We start from the raw sequence: 20,129 nt of genomic DNA on the forward strand, positions 1-20,129 counted from the left end.
ACACGCCTGCCCTTACGCTTCCCCGCATGCGTCGGATCCGATGGTGGGTACCTGCCCTGCTCGTGGTGGTGTGGCTCGGTCTCGGTGCCGTCGGCGGTCCGTTCGCCGGGCGGCTCGCGGACGTGGTGACCAACGACAACTCCTCGTTCCTGCCCGAGGCCGCCGAGGCCACCGAGGTCGAGCACCTGCAGCGGCAGTTCAGCGACCAGCAGATCCTGCCCGCGGTCGCCGTCGCCGAGCGCAGGTCCGGGGTGACCAAGGAGGACCTCGACTTCCTGGCCGGCCGCGCCAAGGCACTCGCGCAGGTCGACGGCGTCGCGACCGGGGTGCCGATCGTGCCGAAGCCGTCCGACGACGGCAGGGCGGTCCAGCTGGTCGTGCCGGTGCTGGGACAGGGCAACCCGGTCGAGGTGATCAAACAGGTCAGGGCCGAGCTGTCGAAGGGGGTGCCGGACGGCCTGACCGTGCTGCTCACCGGCCCCGGCGGGGTGATCGCCGACCTCGTGTCGGCGTTCGACGGCATCGACGGGCTGCTGCTCCTGGTCGCGGGCCTCGTCGTGGTGGTGATCCTCGTCGCCGTCTACCGCAGCCCGCTGCTGCCGCTGCTCGTGCTGGTCTCGGCCGTCTTCGCACTCGGCGTGGCGGCGTTCGTCGTGTACCAGCTGGCCAAGCACGACGTGTTCAAGCTCAACGGCCAGAGCCAGGGCATCCTGTTCATCCTCGTGTTCGGCGCGGCCACCGACTACGCGCTGCTGCTCGTGTCCCGCTTCCGCGAGGAGCTGCGTGACACCGAAGACCGCTTCCGCGCCGTCCGCACCGCATGGCGGGCCACGATCGAGCCCATCGCCGCGTCGGCGGGCACGGTCATCATCGGCCTGCTGTGCCTGCTGTTCAGCGACCTGCGGTCGAACAAGGGCCTCGGCCCGGTGGCGGCCATCGGCATCGCCTCCGCGCTGCTCGCGTCGATGACGTTCCTGCCTGCCGCGCTCGCCCTCGTCGGCAGGGCGGCGTTCTGGCCGTTCGTGCCCCACCACGGCACGGAGGCCCCGGAGCACCGGGGACTGTGGGGGTGGGTCGCAGGCAGGGTCGGCGCGCGGCCGAGGCTGATCTGGGTCGTGACCACGGTCGTGTTGCTGGCCGGCGTCGCGTTCGTGCCGCAGCTCAAGGCGAACGGCACGGCACAGACCGACCTCTTCCTGACCGAAGTGGACTCCGCGCGTGGGCAGGACATCCTCTCCGCGCACTTCCCCGGTGGCTCCGGCTCGCCGACGGTGATCGTCGCGCGCTCGTCGGCCGCGGAAAGGGTGATCGACGCCGCACGCATCGACGGTGTGGCAGGCGTGGTCCCGACGGGGGAGAAGAACGGCCTGGTGCTGCTGCAGGCCACACTGGACGCCCCGTCGGACTCCGAGAAGGCCATCGCGACCGTCGACCGCCTGCGGACGGCCGTGCACGACGTGCCCGGCGCCGACGCGAAGGTCGGCGGCCAGACGGCGATCCAGCTCGACGTGCAGTCGGCGTCGCGCCACGACCGCTCGCTGATCATCCCGATCGTGCTGGTGGTGATCTTCGTCGTGCTGTCGCTGCTGCTGCGTGCCCTGGTCGCCCCGCTGCTGCTGATCGCGACGGTCGTCCTGTCCTTCGGCGCCACGATGGGCGTGTCCGCGCTGGTGTTCAACCACCTGTTCGGCTTCCCGGGCGCGGACACGGCGATCCCGCTGTTCGGCTTCATCTTCCTGGTGGCACTGGGCATCGACTACAACATCTTCCTGATGACCCGGGTCCGCGAGGAGACGCTGACGTCGGACACCAGAACCGGCACGCTGCGCGGCCTCGCGGTGACGGGAGGGGTGATCACGTCGGCGGGTGTCGTGCTGGCGGCGACCTTCGCGTCCCTGTCGGTGATCCCCGTGCTGTTCCTCGCGCAGATCGCGTTCATCGTGGCGTTCGGCGTGCTGCTCGACACGGTCGTCGTGCGGTCGCTGCTGGTCCCGGCGCTGACCGTGGACATCGGCCGCCGGATCTGGTGGCCGGCGAAGCTCAGCCGGCGAGCACCGTCAGAGTCCGGGCCTGCTCCCGAGCCGAGCCGTACGGCATCGCCATGAAGTCGGTGACCCCGGCGTCGCGGAGCCGGTCGAGGTGTCCGACCACAGTGGACTCGGTGCCGACCACGACCACGTCGCCCGGCCCGGCCACGCCCTCGCGGTCCAGCATCGCCCGGTACTCCGGCACCTGACCCGCGAGCGCGAACTGTTCGGCGACCTGTTGCCGCACACCGGCTTCGTCGTCGGTCACGCAGGCGAGCAGCCCGGCGACCACCCGTGCCCCCGGGTTGACGCGCGAGATCGTCGGCACGATGTGCTCGCCGAGCGTCCTGACCCCGGTCATCCACGTGATCGTGCCCGCCGTCAGCTCACCCGCCACCCGCAGCATCCGGGGGCCGAGCGCGGCGAGCAGCACCTCCGGCGGCTCCGCGTCCGGCACGTCCACCTGCCCGAAAGCGGTGAGCGTCGCACCTCGGTGGTCGACACCCTCCCCGCGCAGCAACGGGAGCAGCACCTCCAGGTACTCGCGGAGCCGGTGCGCGGGCCGGTCGCCGACGAGCCCGAACATCCGCTCGGTGAGTGCCGCGACGCCTGCCCCGATCCCGAGCGTGAGCCGGTTCCCGGTGGCGGCCTGGACCGACAGCGCCTGGCTCGCGAGCACGAGCGGGTGCCGCACGGGCACGGGCACGACCCCGGCGCCGAGCCGTAGCCCGGGGACCGCGGCGCCGACCGTGGCGAGGGCGACGAGGGCGTCCCATCCCATGGACTTGCTGGCCCAGACGGTCCCGAGCCCGGCGTCGCGTACCTGTTCGGCCCGGTCGACCAGGTCCCGCGCACTCGACGGTCCCCGCGCGTCCCCGACCACGATCCCGATGTCCACTTGGTGTCTCCTTTAAGTGGGGTGGCACCCCGTTTGCTGTCGGCTACGATACGGAGGGCCACCCCACTTAGCAAGGAGCCGCATGCGTGCCGACGCCCGACGCAACCGCGACCGGCTGGTCTCGGTCGCGAGCCAGGTCGTCGCGGAACAGGGCGCGGAGGCGTCGCTGGAGGAGATCGCGCGGCGGGCGGGTGTCGGCTCCGCCACGCTGCACCGCCACTTCGCGTCCCGCCTGGCCCTGCTGGACGCGGTGTTCGCCGAGCGGGTGGGGGAGCTGACCGGCCTGGGTGCCGCGCTGCTCGTGGCCGACGACCCGGCCGAGGCGCTCACGGAGTGGCTTCGGGCCGTCGTCCGTCACGTCGTGCGCAACCGCGGCCTGGGGACGTCGCTGCTCAGGGGGACCGGGGAGTCGTGCCACGCCCGCATACTGGCCGCGGGGGAGGCGCTGGTGTCGCGCGCGGCGGGCACGATCCGGCCGGACGTGTCGACGGAGGAGCTGCTGAGGCTGGCCAATGGTGTCGCACTGGCCGCGGAGGAGGACGAGGGCCTGGCCGACCGCCTGCTCGACCTGGCCCTAACCGGTCTGCGACCGGGTGCTGCCCAGTAGCTGCTCGGCGAACGTGCGCCACGTGTCGGAGCACTCCATCGCCACCCGCGCGACCGAGTCCCGCCAGTGCGGCGGCATGTTCGCCGCGATGGCCGCCCACTTCTCCGGTGGTACCGACCGCACCTCGAGCAACCGCAGGAGCGTGCGTCCGGACTCGGAGAACCGCAGTGTCGGGTCGCTCCGCAGCTGGCGCACGAGCGTCGCCGGGTCCTGCTGGGGTTGGACGGGCTCGTTCGGCAGTCGCCTGCGCACCGACCGGGCGGTCTCCGGTGAGATGCCTGCCCGCCGCGCGACCTCGCGCAGCGACAGCGTCGGCTCGGCGAGCAGGATGGCGCGGGCCACGCGGCGGCGCTCCATGCTGTTGACCGGCCGCACCTTCCCGTCGTGGCCGACGCGGGCGTCCGGGTCGAGTTCGGGGTGTGCCTTGCGGATCCGCGCGATCGTCGCGGCGGACAGCCCGGAGACGGTCGCGATCATGCGGTCCGACCAGTGCGCGTGGGACGTGACGATCCGCTCCGCGGCGGCCTTGCGGTCGGCGAGCGAGAGCGGCAGCCCGTGGGTGACGTTGGTCCGCACGGCGAGCACGAACGCGTCGGCGTCGTCCCCGTCGAAGAACCGTGCCGCGATGGAGGTCTCACCACGCAGCCGCGCCGCACGCAGGCGGTGCATGCCGTCCACGACCCGCATGTCGGCGCGCCGAACGATGATCGGGGGTAACTCGCCGGGGGTGTCCGCGAGCACCCGGATGTGCTCGAGGTTCTCCCCACCCTGGCGGGGCGAGCCACCGGCCCGCAGTGCCGACACCGGGATGGTGGTGACAGGCCCGTCGACGTCGAACGGCATGTCGGCCCCCTAGATCTGGCCCTCGGGCCGCGGTCGAAGAATCTTCCGCTTCGGTACGACATTTCCAGCCCGCGGTCCCGGCCACCAGTGACGAACGCACAAAAATCCGGGAAATCCTCCTCAGTAGGTCCGGGACCGCTTCATCGTTGGCCGAGAAGCCCCCCGAAGGCACCTCCCCACGTGCGCAATCATCGCCCCCGACCCCGGCGCCGTCTCCCCGCGCTGGCCCCCAGTGCACTGAAGGACGCCTTCGTAACGCTGGGGGTACTGAAGGACGCCTTCGTAGCGTTGGGGGTGGGCCGCCTGGTGACCGTTCGGCCGGTGGTGGGCGTGCGCCGGGTGTACTGAAGGGAGCCTTCGTAACGCTGGGGGTACTGAAGGACGCCTTCGTAGCGTTGGGGGTGGGCCGCCTGGGGACCTTCCGGCCGGGCTTCGCGTTTCGGTGGGTGAACCTGCGTTGCGGCGGGGATGGCCGGGGGGCGGGCGCTTCGCGGCGCACTCGCGGGTGGAGTCGGGCGTGCCCGGTGCCCGCGCAGCGGGCACTACCTGCCGGGACGGCAGGCGGCCCTGCGCCACCTCCGGACACGCCCCTCGGTGGATCGGTCGCCCGCGTGCGGCTCACCCACCCACGTGCGGTTCACCCGGCCGGGCGCGGCGCACCTCCACCGCCCTCAGCGTGCCTCCACTCCCAGCGCCTCCACTCCCAGGCGCGCCTCCATTTCCAGCGCCTCCACTCCAGCCCTGCGTACCCCGAGCATCCTTCAGTCCGGTTGGCCGACACCGATCGACCTGATCTTCTCCAGCAGATACTCGTGCGCGGTCACTGGCGGGTGGTCGCGCCGCCCGATCGGCGGCGCGAGTGAGCTGATGCGGGCGTGCGGGTCGGTCTCGTAGAACCACACGAGCGACATCAGCTCCTCGTCCGGCGCGCTCGCGGGTGGCGGCAGGACGCGGTGGCGGCACGAGCGCCAGCGGTCACCCGTCCACCTGGCCATGAGGTCGCCGATGTTCACGGTCAGCGCCGACGGCTCGTACGGCGCGTCCACCCACTCGCCGTCCTTCGTGAACACCTGCAGTCCGCCCGCGCCCGGCTCGCGGTCGAGCAGCGTGACCGTGCCGAAGTCGGTGTGCGGCCCGATCCGGAACTGGTTCTCGCCCGGCGTGCCCACGTGCGTGCGTGGTGGGTACCAGTTGATGTTGAACGTGTAGGTCGGCGCGCCGGTGTGGTCGGTGAAGTGCTCGACCGCCAGGCCCAGCGCGACCGCGCACACCCGCAGCAGCTCGTCGGAGAGCGCGCGCATCCTTGTCATGTACTCGATCGCGGCGGCGCGCAGCTCCGGCACGTCGTCGTCGGGCCAGACGTTGGGCTGGAACCAGAAGCCGTCGATCTCCGGGTCGCCGGTCGGCTGGTCGGCGCCGACGGAGTAGGACTCCTTGAGGTCCGGCGGCGTCTCGGTGCCCTCGGAGTGGGCGTTGGTCTCCGCGCCGGGTGGGAGCCAGCCCCGCCCGCCGACGGGCACGGCGTAGCGGGCCTTGCGCTCACCGGCCAGCCCGAAGAACCGCCGGGCGTGCGTCCGCACCGCCTCGGGCAGCCCCTCGGGCACCCCGTGCCCGGTGACGAGCAGGAAGCCGGACTCGCGCAGGGCGTCGTCGACCCGGGACGCGACCGCCGCGCGGCCTGCGTCCGAGCCGTCGAACCAGGGCGTGAGATCGACGAGCGGGACCGTCATGGACCCGATTCTCGCAGCTCACGGGGGTTCACGCGATCGAGTGGTCCGGTGGCTGTCGGTGTGTGGGCGCTCACGGCGGGTGGTAGGCCGGAGTCAACGCGCGTCCGCTTCGGAGACGCGCACTGCGTGGAAGGAGCGGTGGTGATGGCTGATCTCGCGGCCGTTGACTTCGGTCAGGGCGTCTCGAACGCGTGGAGCTCGATTGCGACGTTCGTGCCCAAGTTGCTGGCGTTCCTCGTGATCCTGTTCATCGGCTGGATCATCGCCAAGGCACTGTCCAAGCTCGTGGACAAGGTGCTGGAGCGGGTCGGGTTCGACCGTGTCGTCGAGCGCGGCGGCATCAACAGGATGATGGAGAGGAGCTCCTACGACGCCTCGGACATCCTCGCCAGGATCGTGTACTACGCGATCCTGCTGATCGCGCTGCAGATGGCCTTCGGCGTCTTCGGCGACAACCCCGTGAGCGCCATGCTGACGAGCATCGTCGCCTGGCTGCCGCGGGCGATCGTGGCGATCGTGATCGTGGTGGTGGCCGGTGCCGTGGCCCGCGCCGTCCGCGACCTCGTCCGCGGCGCGCTCGGCGGGCTGTCGTACGGCAACCTGCTCGGCACGCTCGCCTCGGTGTTCATCTGGGGTCTCGGCATCATCGCGGCCCTCAACCAGATCGGCGTGGCGACGTCGGTGACGCTGCCGGTCCTGATCACGGTGCTGGCCACGCTCGGCGGCATCGCGATCGTGGGTGTCGGCGGCGGCATGATCCGCCCGATGCAGCAGCGCTGGGAAGGCTGGCTCAGTCGTGCCGAGACGGAGCTGCCGCAGGCCAGGGCCAAGGCGCAGGCCTACCAGCGTGGTCAGGAGGACGCCGGTCGGATGAGCGGGTCGTCCACGCGGACGGCCGGGGCCGTGCCGGCAACCGGCAAGCACGGGCTCGAGCCGTACCCGCAGGCCGGCGCCGAGAAGGAGCCCGGTCAGACCAGTATCTGAGCACCCGGCAATACTGAGTACTCGCGGCGGTCGGTGTAGCAGGGCACCGGCCGCCGCTTCCTGTACGCCGTCCGGAGCAATGACCGGTGGGTCGTCGAACCAAGGTCGAGACTGGTGCTGCCGCCTGGCCTACGAACTCGGCCTCGAACCGAGCGACTGACGACTGGGTCATGCCCGACTCCTCCACCAGCCGCGCCCCTCACGCATCTCGCGGACCGTGCGGCCACCTCAGGCCAGGTCGGTGACCGGGCGGCTGTGGTGCAGGTTCTTCGCCAGTGCGCACACGGCCAGCAGGCGGACGTGGAACCAGCTCGCGGTCAGCCAGCCCGCGGTGTCCGTCGGGACGGCGAGCTGTATCCCACGGTCACGCAGGTGGTCCTGCACGCCCTGGGCGTACCCGGCCAGCAGGACGATGCCCGCCACGGCCGCGCCGGACTCGACACCGACCGTGAGAATGTCGCGTACCGCGGCCGCGTGCTGGTCGACCACCGCGGCAAGGGCCGGTGCGGCTGCTGTGGCCAGCAGACCTGCCGCGAGCTGCTGGTTCAGCCCGTCCAGTGCACGCCGCGCGGAGCGTTCGAGGCGTCGGACCCCCATGAGATCACCCACTCAACAATCGAAACCACCCGCGTGTGTATCACGCTGTGTAGCCCAAGTGGGAGTGGAAGTGGTTCGAGCCACACCCGATAGTGTGGTCGGCCATGAAGCGAGGGATCGTCACCGTGATCGCCGTGGCCGCCGCCGTGCTGGGGTTCGCCGGACCGACCAACGCCTCCGCCGCGCCGGCCGCGCCTGTGAAGCAGTGTGAGTTCATCCCGACGCCGGATCTACCGGCCGCCAGGCCGGTCCGGCCGCCGAGCCCCCTGGCGTCCACCAGGGGGACGGCCACCGTCTCCCTGGTCACGAACTACGGGCCGGTGGTGATCGACCTGGACCGCGCCAACGCCTCCTGCGCCGTGCACAACTTCACACACCTCGTGCGCAGTCTCTTCTACAACGCCACCCAGTGCTTCCGGCTGACGAACTCCACTCGTCTGGGCGTCCTCCAATGTGGTGACATATACCGTGCGGAGGAGGGTGGTCCTGGCTACCGCTTCGCGGACGAGGTCACCGGATCGGAGACTTACCCGCGTGGCACGGTCGCCATGGGCAACCAGGGACCTGGCACGAACGGCAGCGAGTTCTTCATCGTCCACTCGTTCGCGAACATCGCGCCCAACTACTCCGTGCTAGGACACGTCACGCACGGCATGGACACGCTGGACCGCATCGTCGCCGCCGGGATTGCCGACGGCGCGACGGACGGGCTGCCGAAGTACCCCGTGCGGATCTACTTCGCTTTCCAGCTGCGCTGATCGGAACGAAATCGAATTTGGCTGGACTACCGCCAATGCTTTCCCGAACTGTGGGATGAGGTCCGGGTCACATTGACGGTAATCCAGCTGCTCGTGCGCATGGACTAATGCGCTAGTCGCCTCGGCGTGGTTCTGGTAGGCGCGCGGCGTACTGTTCGGCCTCGTGCCGGTTCACGCTGACATCTCGCCACTCACGACGGGTCGCGTCGTACACGGAGTAGGTCCAGATGCAGTCGTCGTTCACGTAGCCCGAGATCGCCCTGTGGGAGGGTTCGGACATCGCGTTCTCCTGTGGGAAATCGGCGGAATGTGTGTCTCATGATGCGACATTCGGAACACTGCCGCGAGCAATGTCACCCGTACGGCGGGCAATCGAAGAATATCATGACTTTCTGTGCCCAGTGCTGCGGATGCACGTGCACGGGGCAATTGTCAAAATTGCGAAATGCCCCTGGCAATAGTCGGGCGGCATTGCGAGAAATACTCGATCAAAAGCCGATCGGGGCTTGAGCGGCAAATGCCACGCGGCTCGACCGCGCCTCATGTATCGCACGACGTACTGCAACCCGCGAGGCCACGGCCCTCTCGATCATCCCGCACCCGATCGTGGGAGCGGTTCCCCTGGTGGCGGCCCGTGGCGTGACTCCTGGCGGCGTTGGCATTTGCCGCCCGCGTCTTCGGGCGATTGTCAGCGCCGACGAAAGGCGTGCATCTCGCATCGTGGACACCGACCTCGTGGCGAAGGTCTCACGCCGGGTGTTCGAGGACAGTAGCCGCACTGAGTGTCCAGTCATGCGCTTGCAAGCGAGACGCATAGCCTTGCGAACTTTCGTAGACTTCTTGCGGCGACCGGCGTTAGTGTCTTTCCAACACCCGGGATCCCTGCCCCGGGTAGATGGAGCCACTGATGTCTCGACACCCTCGTCGCGGCCTGTCCCTGCTCGCCGTGCTGTCCATGCTGGTCGCGCTCCTGGTCGCGCCGCCGGCCCAGGCCCAGGCATTCGCCGTCCTCGTCTTCTCCAAGACCGCAGGCTTCCGGCACGACTCGATCCCGGCGGGCGTCGCCGCGATCCAGCAGCTCGGACAGCAGAACGGGTTCACGGTCGATGCCACCGAGGACGCCACCACCTTCACCGACGCCAACCTGGCCCGCTACCAGGCCGTCGTCTGGCTCTCCACGACCGGCGACGTGCTGAACGCCGACCAGCAGGCCGCCTTCGAGCGGTACATCCGTGCGGGTGGCGGCTATGCGGGCGTGCACGCCGCGGCCGACACCGAGTACGACTGGTCCTGGTACGGCCGGCTCGTCGGCGCCTACTTCAACTCGCACCCTGCCGTGCAGCAGGCCACCGTCAAGGTCGAGGACCACGCGCACCCGGCCACCGCCGCGCTGCCGGACCGCTGGACCCGCACGGACGAGTGGTACAACTTCCGCACCAGCCCGCGCTCGAACGTCCACGTGCTCGCGAGCGTCGACGAGACCTCCTACCAGCCGGGCGCGGGCGCGATGGGTGCCGACCACCCGACCGCGTGGTGCCAGGACTTCGACGGCGGCCGCTCCTGGTACACCGGCGGCGGCCACTCCCAGGAGTCCTTCGCCGACCCGCGGTTCCTCTCCCACCTCCTCGGCGGCATCCGCACCGCGGCGGGCGCGCAGGCAGCGGACTGCGGTGCCACGAAGACCAGCGGGTTCGAGAAGGTCACGCTCGACGCCAACACCAGCAACCCGATGGAACTGGACGTCGCGCCGGACGGCAGCGTGTTCTACGTCGAGCGTGACGGCAGGCTGCGGATCGTCAAGCCGGACACCAACAGCACGGTCACGGCAGGCACGCTGCCCGTGTTCACCGGCAACGAGGACGGCCTGCTCGGCATCACGCTCGACCCGGCCTTCGCCGCCAACAGGTGGGTCTACCTCTACTACGCCCCGAACGGCGGAGCGGCCCGCAACGTGCTGTCCCGCTTCACGATGAACGGCGACACGCTCGACCTCGCCAGCGAGAAGATCCTGCTCACCGTTGGCACACAACGGAACACGTGCTGCCACGCGGGCGGCACGATGACCTTCGACAGCGCGGGCAACCTCTACCTCGCGACGGGCGACAACACGAACCCGTTCGAGTCAGACGGCTACGCCCCGCTCGACGAGCGGGCAGGCCGCGCAGACTTCGACGCGCAGCGCAGCGCGGGCAACACGAACGACCTGCGCGGCAAGGTGATCCGGATCAGGCCGCAGGCCGACGGCACCTACACCGTGCCGGCAGGCAACCTGTTTTCGCCGGGCACCGCGCAGACGCGTGCCGAGATCTACGCGATGGGCTTCCGCAACCCGTTCCGCATCGGCGTGGACCCGAAGACGAACGTGCTGTACGTGGCGGACTACGGCCCGGATGCCGGCCAGGCGAACCCGGACCGCGGCCCGGGCAACACGGTCGAGTGGAACATCGTGTCGCAGGCCGGGAACTACGGCTGGCCGTACTGCACGGGCGCCAACGCGCCCTACCGCGAGTACACGTTCCCGAGTGGCCCGGCCGGTCCCGCGTACGACTGCGCGGCCCCGGTGAACAACTCGCCCAACAACACGGGCCTGCGGAACCTCCCGCCCGCGATCGCCGCGACCGTGGACTACGACTACGACGGCAACCCGCGCTTCCCCGAGCTGGGTGGCGGCGGCGCGCCGATGGCGGGTCCGGTGTACCGCTACGACCCGGCGCTGGCGTCGGACCGCAAGTGGCCCGCCTACTACGACGGCAAGGCGATCTTCGGCGAGTGGAACCAGTCGAAGCTGTACACGATGCAGGTGTCGGCCGACGGCGAACAACTCGTCGACATCAACCAGCTCCTGACGGGCATGTCGACGATCCGGCCGATGGACTTCGACTTCGGCCCGGACGGCGCCCTGTACCTGATCGAGTGGGGCACGGGCTTCGGCGGCAACAACGACGACTCCGGCATCTACCGGATCGACTACCGCAGCGGCGGTCGTGCGCCGGTGGCGACCGCGTCCGGTACCCCGACGAGTGGCCAGGCCCCGCTGACGGTCCAGTTCTCCAGCGCGGGCTCCGGTGACCCGGACGGCCAGCCGGTCACGTACAGCTGGGACTTCGGCGACGGCGGGACCTCCACCGCCGCCAACCCGAGCCACACGTTCACGGCCAACGGCCAGTACAACGTGCAGCTCACGGTGACCGACCCGGACGGGCGGACCGGTGTGGCGAACGTGCCGGTCTCGGTGGGCAACACCGCACCGACGGTCCGCCTGACCGCGCCCGCGGACGGCGGGTTCTTCGACTGGGGCGACCGGGTGAACTTCACCGTCCAGGTCACGGACCCCGAGGACGGGGCGGTGGACTGTTCGCGGGTGGTGCTGCAGTACTCCTTCGGCCACGACGAGCACGCCCACCCGATCCAGCAGTACCACGGCTGCTCCGGCACGGTGCAGACCTCGCTGGAGAGCGGCCACGGCGCGGACGCCAACGTGTTCGGCGTGCTTGAGGCGTCCTATGTGGACAACGGTGGTCTCGCCGGTCGCTCGCTGGTCCGCCTGAACTCCAAGCGCAAGCAGGCGGAGCACTTCGCCGCCACGGGCCGTGTGGCGGGCTCGACGGCGGGTGGCGACCCCGGCGTGCAGCGTGAGACGACCGGCGACACCGCGGGCGGCGTCCAGAACATCGGCTTCATCGAGGACGGTGACTGGTGGTCGGTGGACCCGGCGAACCTGTCGGGCATCCAGCAGGTCCGCCTGCGTGCGGCGTCCGGCGGCACGGGCGGCCGGGTGGAGATCCACGGCGGCTCGCCGACGGGTGCGCTGCTCGGCACGGTGACCGTCCCGGCGACGGGTGGCTGGCAGACCTACACCGACGTCACGACCACGGTGTCGACGAGCAGCGGACCGCTGTTCTTCGTGGCACGTCCCCCGACGGGGACGGCGAACGGCGGCGGCCTGCTGAACGTGAACTGGATGGACTTCGTCGGGCAGGGCGTGACCGGCCCGACGGCGCCCACGCTGTCCCAGAACGTCCACCTCTTCTACTACCCGTGGTACGGCGCGTCGAACGGCGCGTACCGCCACTGGCAGCAGGGCGGCCACACCCCGCCGAACGACATCGGCGCGAACTTCTACCCGAAGGCCGGTCCGTACGACTCGGGTGACTTCGCGGGTGTGGTGGACCAGCACATGCGCTGGACGGCGCAGTCCGGCGCGGGTGTGCTGGTGTACAGCTGGTGGGGCCAGGGCTCGTACGAGGACGGCCTCGTGCAGGGCGTGATGGACGCGGCGGCCCGGTACGGCATCAAGATCGCCTGGCACCTGGAGCCGTACGCCGGCCGGACGGCCGCCTCGACGGTCGCGGACATCGACTACATCAACCAGCGCTACGGCAGCCACCCGGCGTTCTACCGCTCGGCGGAACACGGGAACAGGACGGCGTTCTACGTCTTCCAGTCGCTGGACATCCCGGACGACGACTGGGCGGCACTGGACGCGGTGACCGGGAACAACATCGTGCTGGCCCAGACGACTGACACGTCCCGGATCGACCACTTCTCCGGCCTGTACACCTACGACGCGATCGCGGGTGCGACGGCGCCGGGCTGGGAGCAGGCGGGGGAGTACGCGAAGGCGAACAACCTCGTGTGGGCGCCGTCGGTGGGCCCGGGCTACCTCGACGACCGGGCCGTGCCGGGGAACACGACACCGACCCTGGACCGGGCCAACGGCGGGACGTACGACCTGGAGTGGACGAACGCCCTCGACCCGACGAAGAGCGGCGTCCCGACCTGGGTGTCGGTGACCTCGTTCAACGAGTGGCACGAGGGCTCGGTGCTGGAACCCGCGTCCAGCACGCCGCCGACGGGCTTCGGCTACCAGACGTTCGACGGCGCCTACGGCAGGACGGGTGCGGCGGCCGAGACGGCCTACCTGGACCGAACCGCCTACTGGGCAACGGAGTTCGAACAGCGCAGGGGTGGCGTGTCGCCGAACACGAACCTGGCGTTGAACCGGCCCGCGGTGGCGGACAGCCAGTGCGCCGCGTCGGAGGGCCCGGAGAAGGCGGTCAACGGCAGCGTCACGGGCGGGAACGCGGACAAGTGGTGCTCGCTGGGCGCCTCGAAGTGGCTGCGAGTCGACCTGGGCACGCCGCGACAGCTCGGCCGGTTCGTCGTGAAGCACGCGGGTGCCGGCAACGAGTCGACGGCGTTCAACACCCGTGACTTCGACCTCCAGACGAGCAACGACGGCCAGACCTGGACCACGGTGTTCGCCGCGAGAGGCAACACGGCGAACACGAGCACGCACGTGATCACCCCGACGACGGCGAGATACGTCAGGGTCGACGTGCTGGTCCCCACGCAGAACAGCGACACGGCGGCACGCATCTACGAACTGGAGGTCTACGCGAGCTGACCCGCCCGGCCGACCGCACTGAAGGACTCCTTCCTAACGCTGGGCGTAAGGAAGGAGTCCTTCAGTGCTTTCCAGGGGGCACCCGGACGACCGCCACCGTGTCCGGGGCCAGCGTCACCGTCTCGTCGTGCAGCTCCGGCTGTCCGAAGAGGACCTCCCGGACGGCGACGTCGATCTCGGCCGCGGTCTTGCCCAGGTTCACCAGCACCCGCAGGGCACCTCGGTGCAGCACGAGCCAGCCGTCGCCCTGCGTCACCGTGAACTGGTCCATGCGCGGGTCGGACAGCTCGGGATGCCTGCGGCGCAACGAGATCAGCTCGCGGTAGGACTCGTAGACCGTGCGGTGGGCCGGGTCGGTCAGCTCCGCCCACGGCAGCGTGCTGCGGACCACGGTGGCCACGTCCATGGGGTCGGGGACCTCCGCGGCGCCCCAGCCGTGTTCGGCGAACTCCGAACGGCGGCCGTCACGGACCGCGGCGGCCAGTTGGGGGTCCTCGAACGACGCGAAGAACTGCCACGGCGAGCTGGCCGCCCACTCCTCACCCATGAACAACATGGGTGTGTAGGGGGAGCACAGCACGATCGCCGCGCCGCACAGCTGGCGTTGCGGGGAGATCGTCGCGGTCAGCCGGTCGCCCTGTGCCCGGTTGCCGATCTGGTCGTGGTTCTGCAGGTAGGCGAGGAAACGGTGGCCGGACGTTCGGTGGGTGTCGACGGGACGTCCGTGCACACGCCTGCGGAACGACGACCACGTGCCCGCGTGGAAGAACGCCTGCCGCAGCGTCGTCGCGAGCGCGCCGGGGGCGCCGAAGTCCGTGTAGTAGCCGTCCACCTCCCCGGTCAGCGCCACGTGCAGCGCGTGGTGGAGGTCGTCGCACCACTGGGCTTCCAGGCCGTAGCCACCCGCCTCGCGGGGCGTCACCAGCTTCGGGTCGTTCAGGTCGGACTCGGCGATCAGCGACAGCGGCCTGCGAAGGGCCGCCGACAGGGCGTCCACCTCGGACGCCAGCTCCTCGAGGACGTGCGTGGCACGCCGGTCCGCCAACGCGTGCACGGCGTCCAGGCGCAGACCGTCGAGGTGGTAGTCCCGCAGCCAGCTCAGCGCGTTGTCCAGCACGTACGCGCGGACCTCGTCCGACAGCGGACCGTCCAGGTTCAGCGCGGGACCCCAGATCGTCTGGCCCGCGAAGTACGGGGCGAAGCGGTCCAGGTACGCGCCGGACGGGCCCAGGTGGTTGTAGACCACGTCCAGCAGCACCGCGAGGTCTCGGGCGTGGCAGGCGTCGACGAAGCGCTTGAACGCGTCCGGGCCGCCGTAGGGCTCGTGCACCGCGCCCCACGACACGCCGTCGTAGCCCCAGCCCGTCGTGCCGTCGAAGGCGTTGACGGGCAGCACCTCCACGAAGTCGACACCCAGCTCGACCAGGTGGTCGAGGTGCTCGAGCGCGGCGTTGAACGTGCCCTGCTCGGTGAACGTGCCGATGTGCAGCTCGTAGACCACGCCGCCCGCGAGCCGGCGCCCGGTCCAGCCGTCGTCGGTCCAGTCGAACGCGTCGTGCGAGTAGCGCCGCGACGGGCCGTGCACGCCTGCGGGCTGCCAGCGCGAGCGCGGGTCCGGCAGCGGGGTCTCGTCGTCGTCGAGCAGGAACGCGTAGTCGGTGCCGTCGCCGGTGCCGGGCACCTCCGCGTGCCACCAGCCGCGCTCGTCGCGGGTCATGTCGTGGACGGACGGACCGACGGCGAGCCGCACCCGGTCGCGTTCCGGCGCCCACACCGAGAACCGCTCGTCGTTCATCAGTCTCCTCGCTGCAGCAGCGCGACGGGGTAGCGGGACAGCAGGCCTGCGAGCGTGGCGCGCCGCGGCTCGATGCCGGTGTCGACGGTCGTGTCCGTGAGCAGGTCGCGCCAGTTGCCGGGGCCCGAGGGCAGCGGGAGGACCGTGTCGGCCCAGCCGTCGAGCGACATCGGCAGCCGGGTGGCCACGACGACCAGCTCCGGGCGGCGGCAGAACGCGACGACGTGGTCGGCGCCGGGCCCCTGCGCACGCAGCGGCCGGTAGCCGGTGAACAGGTCGGGCCGGTCACGGCGCAGGCGCAGCACCTGGCGGACGACGTGGAGCTTGACCGCACCCGTGTCGTCGACGTCGGGGAGCCAGCCGGTCTCCAGGCGGGTCAACAGCTCCTCGCGGAGCACGAAGTCGACCGGCCTGCGGTTGTCCGGGTCCACGAGGGACAGGTCCCACAGCTCGGTGCCCTGGTAGACGTCCGGGACCCCGGGGCCGGCGAGCTGGACGATCTTCTGGCCGAGCGCGTTGGCCCAGCCCGCGTTCCTGATGCCGTCGACGAAGGACTCGATCTCGTCGCCGAGCTCGGTGATCACCCGGTCCGGCCAGGCGTTGACGGCCGCCTCGAACTCCTCGTCGTGGTCGACCCAGGACGTGCGGACCTTGCCTTCCTTGGCGGCCTTGTCGAGGTAGCCGCGCAGGCGGTCGGCGGAGATCGGCCAGGCACCCACGACGGTCTGCCAGGCGAGGAGGTTGAGCGAGGGCTCGTCGATCCCGTGGGTGGCCGACCAGCGGGTGACGTGCTCGGCCCACCGGTCCGGGATCTCGGACAGGACGGCCAGGCGGGCGCGGACGTCCTCGGCACGCTTGGTGTCGTGGGTGGACAGTGCGGTCATGGTGGCCGGGTAGGCCGCCTCGCGGGCCGAGGCACGCGTGTGGAACTCGGTCGGGGTGACCCCGCAGCGGTCCGGGGCGCCGCCGACCTCGTTGAGCGCGATGAACGGGGTCCACCGGTAGAAGGCGGTGTCCTCGACGCCCTTCGCGACGACCATGCCGGAGGTCTGCTGCACGCGGGTGGCCAGCTCGCCGTGCGGGTCGGCGCGGACGGCACGGTCGACGGTGTCGACGTGGTGGGCGAGGTCGGGGACCTTCTGCCGTGCCGTGGCGACGGCAGCGGTCCAGTCGTCGAGGCCCTCGGGGAGGTAGGACCGGTAGACCGGGAAGGCGATCATGATCTCCGCGACGGCGTCGGGCGGCACGTCGGCGAGTGCCGCGATCCGCCGCATCTCCGCGACGAGCGAGGTCTGCGTGACCAGGCGCCTGCAGGTCTCCTCGACGAGGTGCAGGCTCGGTGCGGGACTGCCGATCGGCTGGAGGCCGAGGTCCTGCGCCAGCTCGGCCAGCGGGGCCGCGCCCTCCGGGGCGACGAACAGGCCGCAGATCTCGCGGAGCGCGTCGTAGCCCGTGGTGCCCTCGGCAGGCCAGGACGCGGGCAGCGGCTCGTCGGGGGCCAGGATCTTCTCGGTCACGAGCCAGGTTTCCGGCGCCTCCGCACGCAGGCGGCGCAGGTAGCCGCCCGGGTCGGACAGGCCGTCCGGGTGGTCGATCCGCAGGCCCGTCACGTCGCCGGAGCGGACCCACCGCAGCACCTCGCGGTGGGTCGCCTCGAAGACCTCCGGGTCCTCCACCCGCACGCCGGCCAGCGTGGTGATGTCGAAGAAGCGGCGGTAGTTCAGCTCCGCGTTCCCCGTGCGCCACCACGCCAGCCGGTAGTGCTGGCGGTCGTGGACCTCCTGCGGGGTGCCGCCCGAGGTACCCGGCGCGATGGGGAACTCGTGCTCGAAGTAGGTCAGGCGGTCGCCATCGACCTTCAGGTCGGACAGGGAGTCCGAGCCGAGCACGGGCAGCACGATCCTGCCCCGGGACCAGTCGATGTCGAAGTACGACGCGTACGGCGAGGACCGGCCCTGGCGCAGCACGTCCCACCACCACGGGTTCGCGGCGGGCACCGCGACGGACATGTGGTTGGGGACGATGTCCACCACCACCCCCATGCCCGCCGCGCGGGCACGGGACATCAGCTCGACCCGCGCGGGTTCGCCGCCCAGCTCCGGCGACGCCCTGGTCGGGTCGACGACGTCGTAGCCGTGCGTCGAACCGGGGGCCGCGGTCAGCAGCGGCGAGGTGTAGACCGCACCCGCGCCGAGCCGGGACAGGTAGTCCACCGTGGACGCCGCGGCGGTCAGGTCGAAGCCCGGGTTGATCTGCAGACGGTACGTGGACGTTGGCGTCACGCGTCTATCCTCGTACGCAGCAGCACGATCAGCGACCTGGCGGGGATCGTCAGCTCCTGGCCCGCCGGGATCGTGCGTGCGCCGACCGGCGAGTCGCCGGTGACCACGCCCACTATGACACCGCTGCCCGACTCCGCGAAGACCTCGCCGGTGTGGGTGTCGAGCACGACCGACCACTCGCTGCCGTAGCCGCCCTCGGGCAGCCGCATGCCGATGTCGCCGTCGTGTGCGTTGAAGCACAGCAGGAACGAGTCGTCGCGCACCAGCTCGCCCCGTCGGTCGAGGTCCTGGATCCCGTCGCCGTTCAGGAAGACCATGATCGAGCGGCCGAAGCCGGACTCCCAGTCCTGTTCGGACATCTCCTCGCCCGCGGGGGTGAACCACGCGATGTCGCGCAGCTCCTCGCTCTTGCGGATCGGGCGGCCCTGGAAGAACCGGCGGCGGCGGAACACGGGGTGGCTGTGGCGGAACTCGACCACGGCCGCGGTGAAGTCGACCAGGTCGCCGTTCTGCTCGAGCAGCGTCCAGTCCACCCAGGACAGCTCGTTGTCCTGGCAGTAGGCGTTGTTGTTGCCGTGCTGGGTGCGGCCCAGCTCGTCGCCGTGCAGGATCATCGGGACACCCTGGGACAGCAGCAGGGTGGCGATGAGGTTGCGGCGCTGGCGGGCACGCAGCTCGTTGATCTTCTCGTCGTCGGTCGGACCCTCGGTGCCGCAGTTCCACGAGCGGTTGTCGTTCGCGCCGTCCCGGTTGTTCTCACCGTTGGCGTCGTTGTGCTTGTCGTTGTACGACACCAGGTCGTTCATCGTGAAGCCGTCGTGCGCGGTCACGAAGTTGATCGACGCGTACGGGCGGCGGCCGTCGTCCTGGTATAGGTCCGACGAGCCGGTGATGCGGGACGCGAACTCACCCAGCGTGGCGGGCTCGCCACGCCAGAAGTCACGGACCGTGTCGCGGAACTTGCCGTTCCACTCCGTCCACAGCGGCGGGAAGTTGCCGACCTGGTAGCCGCCGGGACCGACGTCCCACGGCTCGGCGATCAGCTTCACCTGGCTGATCACCGGGTCCTGCTGCACGAGGTCGAAGAACGTCGACAGGCGGTCCACGTCGTAGAACTCACGCGCCAGGGTGGCCGCGAGGTCGAAGCGGAAGCCGTCGACGTGCATGTCGAGCACCCAGTACCGCAGCGAGTCCATGATCAGCTGCAGCGTGTGCGGGTTGCGGACGTTGAGCGAGTTGCCCGTGCCCGTGTAGTCCATGTAGTACCGCTTGTCGTCCTCGACGAGCCGGTAGTACGCGTCGTTGTCGATGCCACGCATGGACAGGGTCGGGCCGAGGTGGTTGCCCTCCGCGGTGTGGTTGTAGACCACGTCGAGGATGACCTCGATGCCCGCCTCGTGCAGGGCCCGGACCATCGCCTTGAACTCCTGGACCTGGCCGCCGGCGTCGGTGCGGCTCGCGTACTCGTCGTGCGGTGCGAAGAACGCGATCGTGTTGTAGCCCCAGTAGTTGCGCAGGCCGTTCTCGGTGAGGCCGTGGTCGTGCAGGAACTGGTGCACCGGCATCAGCTCGATGGCCGTGACACCCAGCGTGTTCAGGTAGTCGATCATCGCGGGGTGGCCGATGCCCGCGTACGTGCCGCGCAGCTCGGCGGGGATATCCGGGTGGCGCATCGTGAGGCCGCGGACGTGCGCCTCGTAGATCACCGACTCGTTGTAGGGGGTGTTCGGCGGGCGGTCGTTCGCCCAGTCGAAGAACGGGTTGACCACCACGCCCAGCATCGTGTGGCCTGCCGAGTCGTCGTCGTTGCGCGAGTCGGGGTCGCCGAAGTCGTAGCCGAACACGGCCTGGTCCCAGTCGACCCGGCCGCTGACCGCCTTCGCGTACGGGTCGAGCAGCAGCTTGTTCGGGTTGTTCCGTTTGCCCTGTTCTGGCTCGTACGGGCCGTGCACGCGGAAGCCGTAGCGCTGTCCCGGGTTGACGTTCAGCAGGTAACCGTGGTGGACGAAGCCGTCCACCTCGGGCAGTCGGATGCGTTCCTCCCTGCCGTCCTCGTCGAACAGGCACAGTTCCACGAACGTCCCCACCTCGGAGAACAACGCGAAGTTCGTGCCGGCACCGTCATAGGTGGCGCCGAGCGGGTAGGGGGAACCAGGCCAGGGCTGCACGCGTGCTCCTCGTCGGGGCGGGTTGATCGTCGG

The 20,129-nt window shown here is 70.3% G+C and carries 13 protein-coding genes; 5 read left to right on the forward strand and 8 right to left on the reverse strand.

The window, feature by feature from the left end; genetic code table 11:
* Positions 1 to 26: 26 nt before the first annotated feature.
* Positions 27 to 2,105 carry an MMPL family transporter gene (locus CLV71_RS11585; protein ID WP_133902703.1) on the forward strand — a complete coding sequence of 693 codons (2,079 nt, stop codon included), beginning with the start codon at positions 27 to 29 and terminating at the stop codon, positions 2,103 to 2,105.
* Here CLV71_RS11585 and CLV71_RS11590 read toward each other — a convergent pair.
* The gene (locus CLV71_RS11590) at positions 2,041 to 2,925 is read right to left on the reverse strand and encodes a TIGR03564 family F420-dependent LLM class oxidoreductase (RefSeq protein WP_133902704.1); all 885 of its coding nucleotides are present in this window, start codon (positions 2,923 to 2,925) and stop codon (positions 2,041 to 2,043) included. The two genes, CLV71_RS11585 and CLV71_RS11590, sit on opposite strands and share 65 nt — an antisense overlap.
* A gap of 82 nt (positions 2,926 to 3,007) precedes the next feature.
* On the opposite strand from CLV71_RS11590, the gene CLV71_RS11595 reads away from it, so the two are divergent.
* Complete coding sequence (locus tag CLV71_RS11595) at positions 3,008 to 3,532, forward strand: TetR/AcrR family transcriptional regulator (RefSeq protein ID WP_133902705.1); 525 nt, start codon at positions 3,008 to 3,010, stop codon at positions 3,530 to 3,532.
* Here CLV71_RS11595 and CLV71_RS11600 read toward each other — a convergent pair.
* Positions 3,500 to 4,375 carry a ParB/RepB/Spo0J family partition protein gene (locus CLV71_RS11600; protein WP_133902706.1) on the reverse strand — a complete coding sequence of 292 codons (876 nt, stop codon included), beginning with the start codon at positions 4,373 to 4,375 and terminating at the stop codon, positions 3,500 to 3,502. The two genes, CLV71_RS11595 and CLV71_RS11600, sit on opposite strands and share 33 nt — an antisense overlap.
* 761 nt (positions 4,376 to 5,136) lie before the next feature.
* On the reverse strand, positions 5,137 to 6,105 hold the full coding sequence (locus CLV71_RS11605; RefSeq protein WP_133902707.1) for an isopenicillin N synthase family dioxygenase: 969 nt from the start codon (positions 6,103 to 6,105) through the stop codon (positions 5,137 to 5,139).
* A 144-nt stretch (positions 6,106 to 6,249) separates the two neighbouring features.
* Here CLV71_RS11605 and CLV71_RS11610 point away from each other — a divergent pair, with 144 nt between their 5' ends.
* The gene (locus tag CLV71_RS11610) at positions 6,250 to 7,089 is read left to right on the forward strand and encodes a mechanosensitive ion channel family protein (RefSeq protein ID WP_424923872.1); all 840 of its coding nucleotides are present in this window, start codon (positions 6,250 to 6,252) and stop codon (positions 7,087 to 7,089) included.
* Between the two features lie 228 nt (positions 7,090 to 7,317).
* On the opposite strand, the gene CLV71_RS11615 is transcribed toward CLV71_RS11610, so the two are convergent.
* Entirely contained in the window at positions 7,318 to 7,686 is a 369-nt protein-coding gene (locus CLV71_RS11615; RefSeq protein ID WP_133902709.1) for a DUF6401 family natural product biosynthesis protein, read from the reverse strand.
* A 104-nt stretch (positions 7,687 to 7,790) separates the two neighbouring features.
* Here CLV71_RS11615 and CLV71_RS11620 point away from each other — a divergent pair, with 104 nt between their 5' ends.
* Positions 7,791 to 8,444, forward strand: coding sequence for a peptidylprolyl isomerase (locus CLV71_RS11620; protein ID WP_133902710.1), 654 nt, complete (start codon positions 7,791 to 7,793; stop codon positions 8,442 to 8,444).
* Positions 8,445 to 8,556: 112 nt separating this feature from the next.
* Here the strand turns inward: CLV71_RS11620 and CLV71_RS47595 are convergent, their stop codons facing one another.
* Positions 8,557 to 8,724 (reverse strand): hypothetical protein, encoded by a 168-nt coding sequence (locus tag CLV71_RS47595; protein ID WP_166664052.1) that lies wholly within the window; start codon positions 8,722 to 8,724, stop codon positions 8,557 to 8,559.
* Positions 8,725 to 9,351: 627 nt separating this feature from the next.
* Here CLV71_RS47595 and CLV71_RS11625 point away from each other — a divergent pair.
* On the forward strand, positions 9,352 to 13,851 hold the full coding sequence (locus tag CLV71_RS11625; RefSeq protein WP_208297524.1) for a ThuA domain-containing protein: 4,500 nt from the start codon (positions 9,352 to 9,354) through the stop codon (positions 13,849 to 13,851).
* 61 nt (positions 13,852 to 13,912) lie between these two features.
* Here the strand turns inward: CLV71_RS11625 and treZ are convergent, their stop codons facing one another.
* From treZ to glgX, 3 genes are read right to left on the reverse strand one after another with little or no spacing between them, the layout of a single operon-like run.
* Complete coding sequence (treZ, locus tag CLV71_RS11635) at positions 13,913 to 15,646, reverse strand: malto-oligosyltrehalose trehalohydrolase (RefSeq protein WP_133902712.1); 1,734 nt, start codon at positions 15,644 to 15,646, stop codon at positions 13,913 to 13,915.
* On the reverse strand, positions 15,646 to 17,928 hold the full coding sequence (gene treY, locus CLV71_RS11640; protein WP_133902713.1) for a malto-oligosyltrehalose synthase: 2,283 nt from the start codon (positions 17,926 to 17,928) through the stop codon (positions 15,646 to 15,648). Before treY ends, treZ begins: the two co-directional genes overlap by 1 nt.
* Positions 17,925 to 20,096: a glycogen debranching protein GlgX gene (glgX, locus tag CLV71_RS11645; protein WP_133902714.1), complete on the reverse strand. Its 2,172-nt coding sequence runs from the start codon at positions 20,094 to 20,096 to the stop codon at positions 17,925 to 17,927. Before glgX ends, treY begins: the two co-directional genes overlap by 4 nt.
* Between the last annotated feature and the right edge of the window lie 33 nt (positions 20,097 to 20,129).

The organism is Actinophytocola oryzae, assembly GCF_004364325.1.
Taxonomy (GTDB): Bacteria; Actinomycetota; Actinomycetes; order Mycobacteriales; family Pseudonocardiaceae; genus Actinophytocola; species Actinophytocola oryzae.

Excerpts from the sequence above, each read along its gene's own strand:
- CLV71_RS11615 (WP_133902709.1), bottom strand. The coding sequence starts at position 7,686 with ATGGGGGTCCGACGCCTCGAACGCTCCGCGCGGCGTGCACTGGACGGG.
- CLV71_RS11585 (WP_133902703.1), top strand. The coding sequence starts at position 27 with ATGCGTCGGATCCGATGGTGGGTACCTGCCCTGCTCGTGGTGGTGTGG.
- CLV71_RS47595 (WP_166664052.1), bottom strand. The coding sequence starts at position 8,724 with ATGTCCGAACCCTCCCACAGGGCGATCTCGGGCTACGTGAACGACGAC.
- CLV71_RS11600 (WP_133902706.1), bottom strand. The coding sequence starts at position 4,375 with ATGCCGTTCGACGTCGACGGGCCTGTCACCACCATCCCGGTGTCGGCA.
- CLV71_RS11610 (WP_424923872.1), top strand. The coding sequence starts at position 6,250 with ATGGCTGATCTCGCGGCCGTTGACTTCGGTCAGGGCGTCTCGAACGCG.
- CLV71_RS11625 (WP_208297524.1), top strand. The coding sequence starts at position 9,352 with ATGTCTCGACACCCTCGTCGCGGCCTGTCCCTGCTCGCCGTGCTGTCC.
- treZ (WP_133902712.1), bottom strand. The coding sequence starts at position 15,646 with ATGAACGACGAGCGGTTCTCGGTGTGGGCGCCGGAACGCGACCGGGTG.
- CLV71_RS11605 (WP_133902707.1), bottom strand. The coding sequence starts at position 6,105 with ATGACGGTCCCGCTCGTCGATCTCACGCCCTGGTTCGACGGCTCGGAC.
- CLV71_RS11595 (WP_133902705.1), top strand. The coding sequence starts at position 3,008 with ATGCGTGCCGACGCCCGACGCAACCGCGACCGGCTGGTCTCGGTCGCG.
- CLV71_RS11620 (WP_133902710.1), top strand. The coding sequence starts at position 7,791 with ATGAAGCGAGGGATCGTCACCGTGATCGCCGTGGCCGCCGCCGTGCTG.